Below are 15,337 nucleotides of genomic sequence, written 5' to 3'. Positions count from 1 at the left end.
GGAGGCGCTGTTGAAGGGGGGATCGACGACGGTCGTGGCGATCGTGCGCGACCCGGCGAAGGTGGCCGACCTGGCCGAGCGTGGGGTGGACGTCCGGCAGGCCGACTACGGCGACGCGGCCGCGCTGGACCGGGCGCTCGACGGTGTCGATCGGGTGCTGCTGGTCTCCGGCAACGAGTTCGGCGCGCGAGTCGAGCAGCACGCCAACGTCATTCGCGCCGCCGAGCGGGCCGGAGTGGAACTGCTCGCCTACACCAGCATTCCCGGCGCGACCGACAATCCGCTGATCCTCGCGCAGGAGCACAAGGGCACCGAAGCGGTACTCGCGGATTCGACTGTGCCGCACACCATTCTGCGCAACGGTTGGTACTGGGAGAACTACCTGGGCGGTCTGGCGCATGCGGTGGAGTCGGGTGTGCTGCACGGCGCGGCGGGCGAAGGGCGCGTCGCGGGCGCGGCGCGCGCCGACTACGCCGAAGCCGCCGCCGAGGTGCTCACCACCGACGGCCACGCGGGCCGGGTGTACGAGCTCGGCGGCGACGAGCGGCTCACCTATGCCGAGCTGGCGCAGGCGATCTCGGAGGCATCGGGCAAGCCGGTGCGCTACGAGGACCTTCCGCAGGCGGACTACGCGGCGGGACTGGTCGCGGCGGGCCTGCCCGCGCAGTTCGCCGCGGCGCTCGCCGACGCCGACGCCGGTATCGCGCAGGGCGTCCTCGACGTACGCTCCGGCGACTTGGCGCGGCTGCTCGGCCGCCCCGCGACCCCCGCTGTCGACGTCTTCCGCGCGGCACTCGCCTGACGTCATTCGCGCGGCCGCGAGAAGCCCTCTTACACCCACTGCACCAATTGGATGATGATCCCGTTCGGATCGCTCATCTGGAAGTACCGCTCGCCCCACTCCTCGGTCTCGATGGGCGTCACGATCGGAACGCCTTCGGCTCGCAGCCGCGTGTATTCGGCGTCGATGTCGTCGACGACGAAGACGACGAGCAGGCCGTCGCCCGCGCTGCCCGCCTTGCTCTCGGGTTTGAAGCTCGCCAGCCCGGTGCGCAGGTAGATGACGTTCAGCCCGGCGTCGCCGCGGTCGAGCGAGACGAACCCGTCGGCCGACATCTTCTCCTCGAAGCCGAGGTGCTCGATGAGGAACCGCGCCGAGGCGGCCGGGTCGGGGACGTTGAGCGAGATGGCGGAAGCGGTGATGTTCATGGGCCCTCCTCGACGGCTGAACTCTGTACTAAGTACATTGTACTTTGTAGAGGGTTTATGGACGGCGCGCATCATGATGTGTGTCACATCGATACGATCGAGGCGGGTTAGGAGGCGGCGATGAGACAGCCGAACGAGCGCAGCGGTGCCGGCGACCCGGTGCGCACGCTGGAGTTGCTATGGCGGATTCCGTCCGAATCGGGCACCGGGCGGGGTCCGAAACAGCGCAGCAGCGTCGAGGCGGTCGTCGCCGCCGCGATCGAGATCGCCGACGCCGAGGGGATCGGGGCGGTCACGATGCGCGCGGTCGCCAACCGGCTCGGTCTGACTCCCATGGCCACCTACACCTATGTGCCGGGCAAGTCCGAGCTGATCGACCTGATGCTGGACACGGTGTACGCCGAGATGGAGCGCGCGGACCTCACCGGTCTGCCCTGGCGCGAGCGGGTCGCCCGGATCGCCGCGGAGAACCGCGCCATGCTGGCCCGTCATCCATGGGTGGCGTATCTGCCGACCACCCGGCCACCGCTCGGGCCAGGCCTTGCCGCCAAATACGACCACGAGCTGGAAGCATTCGCGGGACTCGGCCTCGACGACGTAGCGATGGACGCCGCTTTGACCTTCGTGCTCGGTTTCGTCACGTCCGTCGCCCGCATCGCCATCGACAGCGCGCGGGCGGCGGCCGACAGCGCCATGTCCGACGGGCAGTGGTGGGAGCGCGCCGCGCCGGTGCTGGCGCAGGTCTTCGACGCGCGGCGGTACCCGCTCGCCGCGCGCGTCGGGACGGCCGCGGGCCAGGCGCACGACGCCGCCTACAGCGCCGACCACGCATACGAGTTCGGGCTGACTCTGGTGCTGGACGGTTTGGCCCGCCGTATCGAGGGCTCGTCCGCCTAGACTCCGTCGCGCTGGATGCGCAGGGCGGTGATGGTGGCGGCCAGCCCGTCGTATTGGTTGATCAGCAGGACGATCTCGATCAGGCTGCGCTCGTCGTAGTGCTTCGCCAGCTCGGCCCAGGTGTCGTCGTCGAGGTCGCGCGTCTCGACCAGTTGGTCCACGGCGGCCAGCAGAGCCCGATGTTTGTCCGACCAACCCGCCGCCGCGGGGCCCTTGCGCAGCCGCTCCAGGATTTCGCTCGTCACCCCGGCGCGGCGGCCGAGCCGGATGTGGTGGTCCATCTCGTACTCGCAGCCGCGCAGATGCGCGACCCGGAGGATGACCAGTTCGGACTCGTGGCGAGGCAACCTCCCGCCCGGCATGAGCTTGCCCGAGTAGTGCAGCCAACCGCGGAACAGGCCTCGGGTGCGGCCGAGCGTGCTGAACAAATGGGCGTCATGGGTGCCCGCGGCGCGGGAGAGCACCTGCCAGAAAACCCAATTGAGCGCACCGAGCTCCCGGAGCCGTCCGGGCGAGATGCGTGGTTGCAGCGCTGAAACCATGCCGGTTGCCACCTCCGCGTGGTCTGTGCGGCCGGCGTCGGTGCCGACCGAGATGAGAGCCTACTTGGCAGTATCCCGCCCGGCGCGCCACCATTCTTTTGCTTTCCAGTGGTTTTCGGCGGGGTATCCCGTCATCATCAGTACCGGTGCGGGTTGCCGCGGCCGCAGCGCGTTTCCGCGGCGTCAGGTGTGGACAACAGGTCGTCAGGGGAAAAGATGCTGGTGAGGGTCAGGCCGGGAGCGGAGCTCTCCGGCGCTGAGCGGGAATTCGTCGCGTGTCTGCGGTCGTATCCGACGGCGGGCCTCGCCGTGATCGATCTCGAGGCGGACAACCGGCGTGTCGACGCGGTGGTCTGGACCCCGCGCGGGCTGACCGTGCTGGAGGTGCACGGATTCCAGCGCAGGCAGAGCGGCATTCTGAGCACACCGGCCGAAGGGCCGTGGAAGATCAGCGACGCGCCGGTGGACCTGGACGACCCGGAGAACGGAAGCCCCGCCGAGCGCGTGGAACACGGCATCTACGCGGTCAAGCACATGCTCCAGCGAGCGTTGCAGGATCCGGGACACATCAGCGGCGCCGTCGTGCTCGTCCCGTTCCGCGGCGCCGTGGTGCGCCCGGCGCGCACGAATCTGCGTCCGGGGTTGGACGTGGTCGTCGGAAACGTCACCGACGCGACCGAACTGCGCATCTATCTGGAGGGGTTCTCGGCGGGACCGCGCGACTGGACCGCGGACCGGGTGATCGGCGCGTGCGGCGCGCTCGGTCTAGCGGAGATCGCGCCGTCCCGCGAAGAACTGCTCGAGTCGGGATTCGAGGAGAACGCGCCGGAGCCGGTCACGACCATCCCGCGCGCACCGAAGCCGCGAGTCGAGCCCACACCGGGCGTCGCGACGAAGAGCCAGGCCTACGCGGGTTGGTCCGTCATCGTGATCGCCGTGGTCGGGGTGCTGTTCGTGCTCGGGGTGATCGCCACCGCGCTGGCGCACGACTCGGCGCAGCCGATCCCGGCGACCGGCACGACGAGTCCGACACCGTCGCCGCCGGCGTACCGGCCCACGCAGTGCTACCCCTTCCAGCAGAACTGCTGACCGGTCAATCCCGCACGGCGCGGCCCAGTTTGGTCAGGCGCATGGCGTACTGCGCGCGAGCCAGCACATGGGTGCGCGAGGTATCGATATGGGCGGTGAGCGTTTCCAGCGCCGTGTCCACCGCACCGGATACCAGGTGCTCGGCGATCGCGATGTGCTCGGCGGTCATCGTGGCGATGCGTTCCGGAGTCGGCATGTCCAGCGTGCGCACCGGACGCACACGGACGTGCACGGCGGTGAGCGCGTCGGCCAGTGCGGCGTTGCCCGCGGCGGCGAGCAAGGTGGTGTGGAACCGTTCGTCGGCGGCCACCAGCGCGGGGCCGGGTTCGGGCGGGTCGTCGCGCAGTGCGCGCCAGGTGTCCAGTTCCGCGCGCACGAGAGCCAGATCGTGCGCGGTCGCCTCGCCGGGCAGCGCCACCCGTTGCATGCCCCTGGCCTCCAGCACGAGCCGCAACTCGTAGAGGTGATCGAGTTCGTCGAGCCGGGGCCGATACGGGTAGAGGCCGTCGGCGAGCCGCTCGACCAGCCCGTCCGCCTGCAATCGGGCCAGCGCCTCGCGCACCGGGGTGCGCGACACCCCGTACGCCTCGGCGAGACGTTCCTCGCCGAGCCGTTCGGTCGGCACGATGGCTCCGGTGGCCAGATCCCGGCGCAACGAGTCGTACACCTGCTCGCGTAGCGGAATCCGACCCCTGTCGCGGGCCATGGCGGCGCTCAGATCGCCATCGCCGATCGGACTTCGCGCTCGGCGCCCGCCCCACCCGCGCCGGTGGAGGTCACCCGGCCCGATCGCAGCACGTAGTAGCGCTGCGCCGCCTGCAACGCGAAGCCGATGTGCTGTTCGACCAGCAGCACGCTCAGTCCGCCGCGCCGGGTGAGATCGATGATGGTGCGCTCGATCTCGGCGACCACCGACGGCTGGATGCCCTCGGTCGGCTCGTCCAGGATGAGCAGCTTGGGCTCGGTGATCAGCGCCCGCGCGATGGCCAGTTGCTGGCGCTGGCCGCCGGACAGCAGGCCCGCCTTTCTGGTGAGCAGCTCACGCAGCGCGGGGAACAGGTCCAGCGATTCGTCGATCAGGGCCTTGCCGCGTTTGCGGCCGTCGGCGACCACTTGCAGATTCTCCGCTGTGGTCAGTTGCGGGAAACTCTGCTGACCCTGCGGCACATACGCGATCCCGCGCCGCACCCGGCGCGACGGCGACAGTTTGGTGATGGCCTCCCCGTCGAACTCGATCCGGCCCGATTTCGTGCCGATCAGCCCGACGGCGGTGCGCAGCAGCGTGGTCTTCCCCGCGCCGTTGTGCCCCATGACGGCGACCACGCTGTCGTCCGGGACGGTCACCGAGACGCCGTGGATCACCTCGGTGCGGCCGTAACCGGCGTGGATATCGGTGAGTTCAAGCATCGCTGTCCCCTTTCCGGGGTGACTCCGGATTCGGCGCGATCGACGCGTCCTCCAGTTCGGTCCCTACCGCCGCGGCGGTGCCCAGGTAGACCTCTTGGACTTTCGGGTCCGCTTGCACCTGTTCGACGGTTCCCTCGCTGAGCACTCGGCCGCCGGCGAGGACGGTGACCGAGGTGGCGAAGGCGCGCATGAAATCCATGTCGTGCTCGACCACCACGACCACCCGGTCGCCGCCGATGCGGCGCAGGAGATTTCCGGTCTCCTCACGCTCCTCGGCGCTCATCCCGGCCACCGGCTCGTCCAACAGCAGCACCGACGCGTTCTGCACCAGCAGCATGCCGATCTCGAGCCATTGCTTCTGCCCGTGCGCGAGCACCCCGGCGGGTTTGTCGCGCAGGTCGGCCAGGCCGGTGGTCTCCAGCGCCTCCTCGATCGCGGGCAGCACCGTTTTGCGGCGGCGCAGCATGGTGAGCGCCGAACGGCCCGCGCCCGCGGCGATGTCGAGGTTCTGGAGCACGCTGAGCTGCTCGAACACGCTCGCGGTCTGGAATGTTCGTCCGACACCGAGCCGGGCGATCCGGTGCACCTTCTGACCGAGCAGTTCCACGCCGGTCTTCTGCGCCGATCCGGTCGCCGGGACCAGTCCGGTGATCGCGTCGATGAGCGTCGTCTTGCCCGCGCCGTTGGGGCCGATGAGGAAGCGCAGGTCGCCCTGCAACACCGTCAGGTCGACGTCGGTGACGGCCTTGAAACCGTCGAAACTCACCGAGAGACCGCGGATCTCGAGGTACTCGCTGGACATGCCCGCGTTGCCGCCGAGCTTCGGTTCGTGGGTCGTCTCGGTCATCGCGATTCCACCTTCTCCGTCGCGGGTTCCGGCAGCGCCTCGACCACCTGCGCGGGCGGCGCCGCGGGACGCCTGTTGTCCAACAGGCCTTTCAGCATCGGCCACAATCCGGCGAGTCCCGCCGGGACGAAACCGACCACCACGATGAACAGCACACCTTGCAGGTAGGTCCATCCGGACGGGAACTCCTCCGACAGCGCCGTCTGCGCCCATGCCACGCCGATCGCGCCGAGCACCGGCCCGAGCAGCGTGGTCCGGCCGCCGATCGCGACGCCGATGAGGAACGCGATGGACGGGACGACGCCGATGTCGGCGGGGGAGATGATGCCGACGATCGGGGTGAACAGCGCACCGGCGATGCCGGCGAAGAACGCGGCGACCACGTAGGCGACGATCTTGACGTTCGCCGGGTCGTAGCCCAGGAAGCGCACCCGCTCCTCCTGATCGCGCACCGCGACGAGCAATTCGCCGTATCTGCTGTGCATCAACTGCCGCACCAGCGCGACCACCACCAGCAACGCGGCCGCGGCGAAGAAGAACAGCATGCGCCGGTTCGCCGGATCGGAGAGCTTGAAGCCGAAGAACGCGCGGAAATCCGACAGGCCGGTGAACCCTCCGATGCTCTGCTGACCGGTCAGCAGGATGGCCAGCGCGGCGGCAAGCGCCTGGCTGAGGATGGCGAAATAGGCGCCCTTCACGCGACGTTTGAACACGCCGTAGCCGAGTGCCGCCGCGATCAGCGCGGGTAGTACGAGGATGCCGAGCAGCGCCACCGGAGCCGACGCGAACGGTTTCCAGAACGACGGCAATTCGCGGATGCCCGCGATCTCCATGAACTCCGGCACGTCGTTGCCCAGCCGGGCGGCGTCGGCCATCTGCAGATGCATGGCCATGAGATAAGCGCCGATGCCGAAGAACACACCCTGCCCCAGGGTGAGCATTCCGCCCCGGCCCCAGGCCAATCCGATGCCGACCGCGACGATCGCGAAACACAGGAACTTCGCGAGCAGATTGAGCCGGAAGTCGCTGAGCACGGCGGGCGCGACCGCGAACAACAGGACGGCGGCGACGGCGAATCCCGCGAGCGCGCCGAGCGAGGAGTGCGCGCGCCACCGTTGGACGAGCGTGGTCATGCGAGGCTCCTTGTCCGGACGGTGAACAGGCCCTGCGGGCGGACCTGCAGGAAGATCACGATGACGACGAAGACGATGACCTTCGCGATGGACGCGGTGGTCGAGTATTCGATGTAGGAATTGAGCAGCCCGAGCGCGAACGCCGCGATCACCGTGCCTTTGATCTGGCCGAGCCCGCCGATGACCACCACGAGGAACGCGTCGATCAGATAGCTCTGCCCGATGGTCGGGCTGGTCGAACCGATCAGCGTCAGCGCGACACCGGCCACGCCCGCCAGTCCCGAGCCGATGAAGAACGTGCTGATGTCGGTGAAACGGCTGGAGACGCCAGAGGTTTCGGCCAAGCCGCGATTCTGCACCACCGCGCGGATGCGGCGGCCGAGCGGCGTCGCTTTGAGCACCGCGGCCAGCGCGGTCACCGCGACCACCGCCAGGACCAGGATGAAGATGCGCGTCTTCGGCACCACCGCGCCCAGGATCGTGACGCCGCCGCTGAGCCATTCCGGCGCGATCACGTTCTTGGCGGGCGCGCCGAAGATGTCGCGGGCCAGCTGTTGCAGCACCAGCCCGACGCCGAAGGTGACCAGCAGGGTGTCCAGCGGACGGTCGTACATCCAGCGGATCAGACCCATCTCCAGCGCGGCGCCGAGCAGGCCGCCGACGAGGAAACCGATCAGCAGGGAGACGACGAGCGAGACCCCCACCGACGTGATGACCTTCTGCACGACATAAGTGGTGTAACAGCCGGCCATGATGAACTCGCCGTGCGCCATGTTGATCACGCCCATCTGACCGAAGGTCAGCGAGAGACCGAGCGCGGCGAGCAAGAGAATGGATCCAAGACTCAGCCCGGTGAAGAGCTGTCCGATAACCACATCCATGGGAAAGCTCCTGTGTCTGCCGGTCCGATGCTGTCCGCGGCCCCCCTCATTACGCGCTCCGCGTGACCGCCGTCGCGACTGTGTCGACGGGCGGGCACCGGGAGCTGGGCCGCGGACAGCCGCGGACTACTTCAGGCCCTTGGCCCAGTCGTAGGACTTCAGGTAGGGGTCCGGCGTCACGGCCTTGCCGGAGTCCCACACGGTGTAGATCAGTCCGTCGGGACGGATCTCGCCGATCCGGGCGGTCTTGGTGATGTGGTGGTTGGAGCCGTTGATGGTGACCAGGCCCTCGGGCGCGTCGAAGCTGACGCCGTCGGCGGCGGCCTGGATGTCCTCGACCTTGAACGACTTCGCCTTCTCGACGGTGTTCTTCCACAGGTAGACCGACGCGTAGGCGGCTTCCATCGGGTCGGAGGTCGGCTTGTCGGCGCCGAAGGCGGCCTTGTAGTCGGCGACGAACTTCTTGTTCACCGGGCTGTCGACGGTCTGGTAGTAGTTCCACGCGGTGAGCTGTCCGGCGATGTTCTGCGCGCCGATGCCGGCCACTTCCTCTTCGGCGATGGAGACCGAAACCACCGGCATGTCGGCGGGTTTCAGGCCCGCGTTGGTGTACTCGCGGAAGAACGCGACGTTGGAGTCGCCGTTGAGGGTGTTGAACACCGCGCCCGCTTTGGCGGCGCGGACCTTGTTCACGATGGTGGAGAAGTCGGTGGAACCGAGCGGGGTGTAGTCCTCGCCCTTGATCTCGATGCCGTTGGCGGCGGCGTACGCCTTGATCTCGCGATTGGCGGTCTGCGGGAAGACGTAGTCGCTGCCCACCAGGTAGAGGGAGGTGATGCCCTTCTGCTTCAGGTAGTCCAGCGCCGGGACGATCTGCTGGTTGGTGGTGGCGCCGGTGTAGAAGATGTTCTTGCTGTCCTCCAGGCCCTCGTACTGCACCGGGTAGTAGAGCAGCGAGTTCAGGCTCTCGAATTTCGGCTTCATCGCCTTGCGGCTCGAGGAGGTCCAGCCGCCGAACACCGCGGCGACGCAGTCGGAGCTGATCAGCTTCTCGGCCTTCTCGGCGAAGGTCTTCGGGTCCGAGGCGCCGTCCTCGAGCACCAGGTCGATCTTCTTGCCGAGCACCCCGCCCGCGGCGTTGATCTGGTCGACGGCGAGCTTGGTCGAGTTGGCGACGGTGACCTCGGAGATGGCCATGGTGCCGGACAACGAGTGCAGGGAACCGACCTTGATCGTGTCCTTCGACGTGTCGACGCAGGACGCGGCGCCCGACCCGGTGGTCGAGGCGTCGTCCTTGGCGCCGCAGGCGGTCAGCAACAGGCCGGCGAGCGCGACCGCGGTGGGTACCGCCATCGCTCGCACCAAACGCCCGGAGCGATGGTTGGCACGGAAATCTGGCATGGGGCGAGCCCTCTCCTCATCAGGTGTTGCGGCGGCGTCGGCAGGGCGCCGCGTCGAACACCGCCGTCTTCGCCCCGCTCACGGCTGTAGACGGGGCTGTATACAACGGCTGTATTCGTGATGGAACGGTAGACAGGAGTTGTTGCGCCGGAATATCTCTCGATGACAAGTCCGTTTCGTCTGTTTCGACGATGTGAACCTTTTCCGTGAACGGCTGGTGAACCGTTGTGAGATCCCGGCAAACCCGCTGGCCGGGGCGTATATGGCTACGGTTGCGTAGCGTCGCCGCGATGCGGCACGCTTCGACTCGTACGACGTCTGAACCGTCCCATGCCGCGGCGGCGGGCCGCGGACTCGAGTCGAGGAGGACCAGGTGGGCCACTACAAGGCGAACCTGAGGGATATCGAGTTCAACCTGTTCGAAGTGCTCGAGCTGGACAAGCTGCTCGATACGGGCGCGTACGGCGACCTCGATTCCGACACCGTCCGGGAGATCCTGTCGGAGGTTCGGCGCTTGGCCGAGGGGCCGGTGGCGGACTCCTTCGCGGCGGCCGACCGCGATCCGGTCGGCTACGACCCGACCACCTTCTCGATCTCTGTTCCGGAGCCGCTGCGTAGGACCGTCGCCGCCGTGCGCGACGCGGACTGGGGCAGGCTCGGCATGCCGGAGGGCATGGGCGGCACTCCCGCCCCCGCGGCGCTGGTCTGGGCGGTCGCGGAGATGATCACCTGCGCCAACCCGTCGGCGTCGTTCTTCGGCATGGGGCCGGTGATGGCGTCCGTGCTGTTCGACGTCGGCACCGAGCAGCAGCGGCACTGGGCCACGCTCGGCTTCGAGAAGGGCTGGCAGGGCACCATGGTGCTGACCGAGCCCGACGCCGGTTCCGACGTCGGCGCGGGCCGAACCAAGGCGATCCGCCAGGAGGACGGCACCTGGCACATCGAGGGCGTCAAGCGCTTCATCTCCGGTGCGGAGGTGGGCGACACCGCCGAGAACGTCTTCCACCTGGTGCTGGCCCGTCCCGAGGGCGCCGGGCCGGGCACCAAGGGGCTGTCGCTGTTCTACGTGCCCAAGTTCCTCTTCGACCCCGAGACGTTGGAACTCGGCGACCGCAACGGCGTGTTCGTCACCGGTGTGGAGCACAAGATGGGCCTGAAATCCTCGCCCACCTGCGAGTTGACCTTCGGCGGCCACGGCACGCCCGCCAAGGGCTGGCTGGTCGGCGAGGTGCACAACGGCATCGCGCAGATGTTCCAGGTGATCGAGAACGCGCGCATGATGGTCGGCGTCAAATCCTCGGGCACCTTGTCGACCGGGTACCTCAATGCGCTCGACTTCGCCAAGGAGCGGGTGCAGGGCGCGGATCTGACGCAGATGACCGACAAGGCCGCGCCGCGTGTGCCCATCATCCAGCACCCGGATGTCCGTCGCTCGCTGGCCATGCAGAAGGCGTACGCGGAGGGTCTGCGCGCGGTGTACCTGTACACCGCCGCACATCAGAATCCCGATGTGGCGCAGCTGGTTTCGGGGGCCGACCCCGATCTGGCGCACCGGGTGGACGATCTGCTGCTGCCGATCGTCAAGGGTGTCGGCTCGGAGCGGGCCTACCAGTACCTGACCGAGTCGTTGCAGACCTTGGGCGGCTCCGGCTATCTGCAGGACTATCCGATCGAGCAGTACATCCGGGACGCGAAGATCGACTCGCTGTACGAGGGCACCACCGCCATCCAGGCGCAGGACTTCTTCTTCCGCAAGATCATTCGCGACCAAGGTGTGGCGCTCGGGCACGTCAACGCACGGATCGCGGCGTTCCTGGACGCGAAGACCGGACGGTTCGCCACCGAGCGCGAACTGCTGCGCACCGCCGCGGAGGACGTGCAGGCGATGGCCGCCTCGCTCACCGGTTTCCTGATGGCCGCCCAGCAGAAGCCCACCGAACTGTACAAGGTGGGCCTGGGTTCGGTGCGTTTCCTGCTCGCGGTCGGTGATCTGCTCATCGGCTGGCGACTGCTGGTCCAAGCGGAGATCGCGGCCGCCGCGCTGGCCGCCGACGCGCCGGAGAAGGACCGTGCCTTCTATGCCGGGAAGGTCGCCGTCGCAAGCTTCTTCGCCAAGAACGTGCTGCCGACGCTGAGCGCGGTGCGCGGAATCGTCGCCACCCTGGACAACGACATCATGAACCTGGAAGAAGATGGTTTCTAAGGCTCGGCGGGTCAGGTCTCGGGCTGGGACAGCAGTTTGAGGACCACCGGCCGGGACAGGGTGCCGGATACCTGACGGGCGAGGTGGTTGGCGCTCGCGCCCGCGGCGTGGGCGGCGCGTAGGGCGGTGGCCAGTTCTTCGCGGGCGGCGTCGGCGGCGGCTTGGGCGTCGCGGAGCCGCTGCGCGGCGCGGTCGACTCCGGACGGCTCGTCCCCGCTGGTCAACTCATTGACCAGTTCGACCTCGGGCAGGCGTGCTTCGCGCTCGCCGGGAGCCGCGTCGCGGCGCATCGCCGCCCTGGCGAACTCCATCAGGAACGCTCGGGTGGCGTTCCTGTCCTCCGCGGCGGCCTCGCCGAGCAGCAGTTTGGTCGTCTGCGGAACGGCGAGTGACCAATTGGCCAGGCCGCACAGGGCCAGTAGCAGGCGGCCCGCGTTCGCGGAGTCCACGTCGAACTGCTCTTGCGCGCGGTCGAATTTGCGCACGTAGTGCGCGGCGCGCCAGCCGTCGATGTCGTGCGCGTCGGCGCCGCGATGCAGTGCTTCCCAGAGCATCAGACGCAGTAGCTGGGGGTTGTCCCGGTGGTAGTCGTACAACTTGCCGACGTAAGCGCCGGGTTCGGTGTCGGCCAGCGGTTTCACCACGTCGATGAACTCGCGCAGCGTGTCGATCAGGATGACGTCGAACAGCTTGTCCTTGCTGCCGAACAGCCCGTAGATGCGCTCCTTGTTGACGCCCGCCGCGTCCGCGATCCGGTCGACCCGCGCGCCGGCCAGCCCATGCTCGGCGAACTCGTCGCGGGCGGCGCGCAACAGGGCCTGCCTGGTCGCGTCACTGCGTTTCATCGTGGCGGTCATGACCGACACTTTACCACTCCATTAAACCAACTATTTGGTTGACAACGTGGCCCGTCCGGGCCTACCTTCGAGCCATGGCAATGCCCACTCTCCAGTCCGTGGCTCCGGTCCGGACGCGCACCCGAGTCGTCTCGTCGCGTGCCCACACCGGGCGCACCGTGCCCTTCTTCGTCCTGGCCGCGCTGCTGGCCACCGGTCAGATGTACGTTCCGATCCCGCTTTTCACCGCGATGCAGGCCGATTGGCGCGTCGGTCCCGCCGTGACGACCTGGATCATCAGCGCGTTCGCCTTCGGCTACGCGGGCGGCTTCGTCCTGTTCGGGCCGCTGTCGGATCGCTATGGTCACCGCCGGGTGCTGGTCACCGGCATGCTGGTTGCCGCAGTGGTCACGCTCTTGACCGGTCTGGCGTTCAGCGCGCCGCTGGCCGTCGGCCTCCGGGTAGCGCAGGGCCTGGTGGTCGGCTCGATTCCGCCCGCGATCATGGCTTATGTGGCGACCCGCGTCGCCCCCGCGCACCGTGCGGTGGCCACCATGTCCGTGGCCACCTCGTTCCTCGCGGCGACCGTGGTCGCGCAGATCGTGTCGCAGTGGATGGTCGGCGCGTTCCCGTGGCGCACGGTGTTCGTCGCCTCCGCGATCGCTTTCGCCGTGCTCGCACTGGTGTTGCGATCCGCGCTGCTGGCCGACGCGCCCACCGGCCAGGACAAGCCGCTGCGGCACAGCTACGCCGCGATTCCCGCGGTGCTGCGCATCCGGCCGCTGGTGCCGATGCTGATCGCGGGCGCGCTGAGCATGGCGGTGATGGTCGGGGTGTACACCGGTCTCGAGCTGACCGGAGTGGTTCGTGGCTCGGGCGAACTGCTCGCGCTGCGTGCGGGCGCGCTGCCGGTGATGGTCGCGCTTCCCCTGCTCGCGGTGCCGCTGGCCCGGCTGTCCAAGCACGGTCAGATCGCGCTGGGCGTGCTGATCGCCGCCGCGGCGATGGTGATCGCGACCTTCGAGGGAACCCATCCGGCCGCGCTGGCCGTGCTGCTCGCCGTACTGGTCGGCGGACTTGGCATCATCGCTCCGGCCGTGCTGCAGAGCGCGGGTGAGCTCGGCGGCGAATCCCGGGCTGCCGCGATGTCGGTCGCGATGTTCTCCTTCTACGTGGGCGCGACCGTCGGCCCGCTGGTCGCCGCCGCCGCGGCGCCGCACGGCTTCTCGGCTCTCGCTTGGACGCTGGCGCTGTTGCTCGTCGCGGCGCTGGGCATGACGGTGATCGGTCTTCGTATGCAGCGGAGGGCAGTGACAGTCTGAGCGAACAAACGTCCGGCCGGTATCGAAATACTCCGATACCGGCCGGATTTCCGTTCAGGAGCAGTGCCGCAGTGGAACCGCCGCGGCTACTTCAGCACATACGGCGAAACGGAACTGCGGTGTTCGCTGATGTCGAGCACCTTGCCCAGGGGCGGGAACGCGCGCTGCGGGCAATTGGCGCGTTCGCAGACTCGGCAGCCCGCACCGATCGGCGTCGGCTGCACTTCGTCGAGATCGATGCCGTCGGCGTAGATCACCCGGGCCGCGTGCCGCAATTCGCAGCCGAGGCCGATGGCGAAGGTCTTGCTCGGCTGGCCGAAACGGGTGGCGCGGCGCTCGACCGTGCGCGCCACCCAGAGGTATTTGCGGCCGTCGGGCATCTGCGCGATCTGGGTCATGATCTTGCCCGGATAGGCGAAAGTCTCGTAGACGTTCCACAGCGGGCAGGTGCCGCCGCTGGAGGAGAAGTGGAAACCCGTGGCCGACTGGCGCTTGGACATGTTGCCCGCCCGGTCCACCCGCACGAAGGAGAACGGCACGCCGCGCAGCGACGGGCGTTGCAGCGTGGAGAGCCGGTGACAGATGGTCTCGTAGCTCTGCGTGAAGAACGCCGACAGCCGCTCGATGTCGTAGCGGAAGTCCTCGGCGACCTCGTGGAAGTGCGTGTACGGCAGCACCGTCGCCGCGGCGAAGTAGTTGGCCAGCCCGAGCATGGCCAGCTTGCGGGCGTCCTCGGAGGCGAAGTTGCCCTCGTCGACCAGCTTCTCCAGCAGTTCGCCGCACTCGAAGTACGCCAGTTCGGCGGCCAGTTTGAAGGTTCGCTGCCCGCCGGACAGATGCGGCGCGATCTCCAAGTTGCGGGTCTGCGGGTCGTAGCGATGCAGCACGCCTTCGCCGAGGTCGATGCGCTCGGTGATCCGCACGTCATGCGCGCGCAGGATTCTGGCGATCTCGCTGTTCACGTCGCCGCCGTGGAAACGGATGCGCGCGGTGAGGTCCTCGGCGGCGGTGTCCAGCTCGTGGATGTAGTTCTGGCGCTGATAGAAGTAGTCGCGCACTTCCTCGTGCGGCTTGCTGATCGCGCCGCTACCCGCGCCGTCGGCGAAACGGTCCTCGGTGGCCGCGGCCAGCTGGGCGGAGGTGTTGCGGTAGCGGTTGTGCATGTTGACCAGCGCGCGGGCCATGCTCGGGTGCGCCGAGACGATGTCCGCGATCTCCTGGGCGTCGGCCTCGATGCCCAGTTCCTCGTCCATCACGACCTCTTGCAGTTCCGCGATGAGCCGGGTGTCGTCCGCGGCGGAGAAGAAGGTCGTGTCGACGCCGAACACGTCGCTGATCTTCAGCAGCACGGGGACGGTGAGCGGGCGTACGTCGTGCTCGATCTGGTTGAGATAGCTCGCCGAGATCTCCAGCTGCTGAGCCAGCGCCACCTGGCTGAGCCCGCGTTCGGTCCGCAGTTGACGCAGCCGAGCGCCGACATAAGTCTTGGCCATGCGTCCAGTTTAGGACCGCTTTCGCATCCGTGCCAATTACCGATTAACACTCCTCGCAGACAGGTGTCGTACCGAGC

Annotated in this window: 15 protein-coding genes; 5 read left to right on the top strand and 10 right to left on the bottom strand. The window is 68.1% G+C overall.

The window, feature by feature from the left end; genetic code table 11:
• On the top strand, positions 1-802 hold an 802-nt coding region (locus tag ON21_RS27305; protein ID WP_039802320.1), incomplete at its 5' end, for an NAD(P)H-binding protein.
• Between the two features lie 29 nt (positions 803-831).
• Here ON21_RS27305 and ON21_RS27300 read toward each other — a convergent pair.
• Complete coding sequence (locus ON21_RS27300; protein ID WP_039802318.1) at positions 832-1,209, bottom strand: VOC family protein; 378 nt, start codon at positions 1,207-1,209, stop codon at positions 832-834.
• 120 nt (positions 1,210-1,329) lie between these two features.
• Between ON21_RS27300 and ON21_RS27295 the strand changes: the two genes are divergently transcribed.
• Positions 1,330-2,106 carry a TetR/AcrR family transcriptional regulator C-terminal domain-containing protein gene (locus ON21_RS27295; RefSeq protein ID WP_039802316.1) on the top strand — a complete coding sequence of 259 codons (777 nt, stop codon included), beginning with the start codon at positions 1,330-1,332 and terminating at the stop codon, positions 2,104-2,106.
• On the opposite strand, the gene ON21_RS27290 is transcribed toward ON21_RS27295, so the two are convergent.
• Entirely contained in the window at positions 2,103-2,636 is a 534-nt protein-coding gene (locus ON21_RS27290) for a carboxymuconolactone decarboxylase family protein (protein ID WP_083880926.1), read from the bottom strand. The two genes, ON21_RS27295 and ON21_RS27290, sit on opposite strands and share 4 nt — an antisense overlap.
• Positions 2,637-2,864: 228 nt before the next feature.
• On the opposite strand from ON21_RS27290, the gene ON21_RS27285 reads away from it, so the two are divergent.
• Entirely contained in the window at positions 2,865-3,737 is an 873-nt protein-coding gene (locus ON21_RS27285) for a hypothetical protein (RefSeq protein WP_039802314.1), read from the top strand.
• Positions 3,738-3,741: 4 nt separating this feature from the next.
• Here ON21_RS27285 and ON21_RS27280 read toward each other — a convergent pair whose 3' ends face one another.
• From ON21_RS27280 to urtA, 6 genes are all read right to left on the bottom strand, one after another.
• The gene (locus ON21_RS27280) at positions 3,742-4,443 is read right to left on the bottom strand and encodes a GntR family transcriptional regulator (protein WP_039802312.1); all 702 of its coding nucleotides are present in this window, start codon (positions 4,441-4,443) and stop codon (positions 3,742-3,744) included.
• A gap of 8 nt (positions 4,444-4,451) precedes the next feature.
• Positions 4,452-5,144, bottom strand: a complete 693-nt coding sequence (gene urtE / locus ON21_RS27275; RefSeq protein WP_039802309.1) for an urea ABC transporter ATP-binding subunit UrtE — start codon at positions 5,142-5,144, stop codon at positions 4,452-4,454.
• Positions 5,137-5,991: an urea ABC transporter ATP-binding protein UrtD gene (gene urtD / locus ON21_RS27270; RefSeq protein ID WP_039802307.1), complete on the bottom strand. Its 855-nt coding sequence runs from the start codon at positions 5,989-5,991 to the stop codon at positions 5,137-5,139. Before urtD ends, urtE begins: the two co-directional genes overlap by 8 nt.
• Positions 5,988-7,124: an urea ABC transporter permease subunit UrtC gene (gene urtC, locus ON21_RS27265; protein WP_039802304.1), complete on the bottom strand. Its 1,137-nt coding sequence runs from the start codon at positions 7,122-7,124 to the stop codon at positions 5,988-5,990. Before urtC ends, urtD begins: the two co-directional genes overlap by 4 nt.
• Positions 7,121-8,005 carry an urea ABC transporter permease subunit UrtB gene (gene urtB / locus ON21_RS27260; protein ID WP_039802302.1) on the bottom strand — a complete coding sequence of 295 codons (885 nt, stop codon included), beginning with the start codon at positions 8,003-8,005 and terminating at the stop codon, positions 7,121-7,123. The genes urtC and urtB overlap by 4 nt, the downstream gene beginning before the upstream one ends.
• 126 nt (positions 8,006-8,131) lie before the next feature.
• Complete coding sequence (urtA, locus tag ON21_RS27255; protein WP_039802301.1) at positions 8,132-9,406, bottom strand: urea ABC transporter substrate-binding protein; 1,275 nt, start codon at positions 9,404-9,406, stop codon at positions 8,132-8,134.
• Between the two features lie 373 nt (positions 9,407-9,779).
• Here urtA and ON21_RS27250 point away from each other — a divergent pair, with 373 nt between their 5' ends.
• Positions 9,780-11,609 (top strand): acyl-CoA dehydrogenase, encoded by a 1,830-nt coding sequence (locus tag ON21_RS27250; RefSeq protein WP_039802300.1) that lies wholly within the window; start codon positions 9,780-9,782, stop codon positions 11,607-11,609.
• An 11-nt stretch (positions 11,610-11,620) separates the two neighbouring features.
• Here ON21_RS27250 and ON21_RS27245 read toward each other — a convergent pair whose 3' ends face one another.
• Positions 11,621-12,466: a TetR/AcrR family transcriptional regulator gene (locus ON21_RS27245; protein WP_245562749.1), complete on the bottom strand. Its 846-nt coding sequence runs from the start codon at positions 12,464-12,466 to the stop codon at positions 11,621-11,623.
• 74 nt (positions 12,467-12,540) lie between these two features.
• Here ON21_RS27245 and ON21_RS27240 point away from each other — a divergent pair, with 74 nt between their 5' ends.
• Positions 12,541-13,767, top strand: coding sequence for an MFS transporter (locus ON21_RS27240; RefSeq protein ID WP_039802299.1), 1,227 nt, complete (start codon positions 12,541-12,543; stop codon positions 13,765-13,767).
• Between the two features lie 86 nt (positions 13,768-13,853).
• Here the strand turns inward: ON21_RS27240 and ramB are convergent, their stop codons facing one another.
• A complete protein-coding gene (ramB, locus tag ON21_RS27235; protein WP_039802298.1) occupies positions 13,854-15,260 on the bottom strand; it encodes an acetate metabolism transcriptional regulator RamB in 1,407 nt (468 codons plus the stop codon).
• Between the last annotated feature and the right edge of the window lie 77 nt (positions 15,261-15,337).

It is taken from the genome of Nocardia araoensis NBRC 100135, assembly GCF_000308435.1.
GTDB lineage: Bacteria > Actinomycetota > Actinomycetes > Mycobacteriales > Mycobacteriaceae > Nocardia > Nocardia araoensis.
Note: the sequence above shows the minus strand (reverse complement) of the source record. Positions and strands in the feature narration are given on the sequence as shown.

Excerpts from the sequence above, each read along its gene's own strand:
- ramB (WP_039802298.1), bottom strand. The coding sequence starts at position 15,260 with ATGGCCAAGACTTATGTCGGCGCTCGGCTGCGTCAACTGCGGACCGAA.
- ON21_RS27240 (WP_039802299.1), top strand. The coding sequence starts at position 12,541 with ATGGCAATGCCCACTCTCCAGTCCGTGGCTCCGGTCCGGACGCGCACC.
- urtC (WP_039802304.1), bottom strand. The coding sequence starts at position 7,124 with ATGACCACGCTCGTCCAACGGTGGCGCGCGCACTCCTCGCTCGGCGCG.
- ON21_RS27295 (WP_039802316.1), top strand. The coding sequence starts at position 1,330 with ATGAGACAGCCGAACGAGCGCAGCGGTGCCGGCGACCCGGTGCGCACG.
- urtB (WP_039802302.1), bottom strand. The coding sequence starts at position 8,005 with ATGGATGTGGTTATCGGACAGCTCTTCACCGGGCTGAGTCTTGGATCC.
- urtE (WP_039802309.1), bottom strand. The coding sequence starts at position 5,144 with ATGCTTGAACTCACCGATATCCACGCCGGTTACGGCCGCACCGAGGTG.
- ON21_RS27300 (WP_039802318.1), bottom strand. The coding sequence starts at position 1,209 with ATGAACATCACCGCTTCCGCCATCTCGCTCAACGTCCCCGACCCGGCC.
- urtA (WP_039802301.1), bottom strand. The coding sequence starts at position 9,406 with ATGCCAGATTTCCGTGCCAACCATCGCTCCGGGCGTTTGGTGCGAGCG.
- ON21_RS27285 (WP_039802314.1), top strand. The coding sequence starts at position 2,865 with ATGCTGGTGAGGGTCAGGCCGGGAGCGGAGCTCTCCGGCGCTGAGCGG.
- ON21_RS27245 (WP_245562749.1), bottom strand. The coding sequence starts at position 12,466 with ATGACCGCCACGATGAAACGCAGTGACGCGACCAGGCAGGCCCTGTTG.
- urtD (WP_039802307.1), bottom strand. The coding sequence starts at position 5,991 with ATGACCGAGACGACCCACGAACCGAAGCTCGGCGGCAACGCGGGCATG.
- ON21_RS27280 (WP_039802312.1), bottom strand. The coding sequence starts at position 4,443 with ATGGCCCGCGACAGGGGTCGGATTCCGCTACGCGAGCAGGTGTACGAC.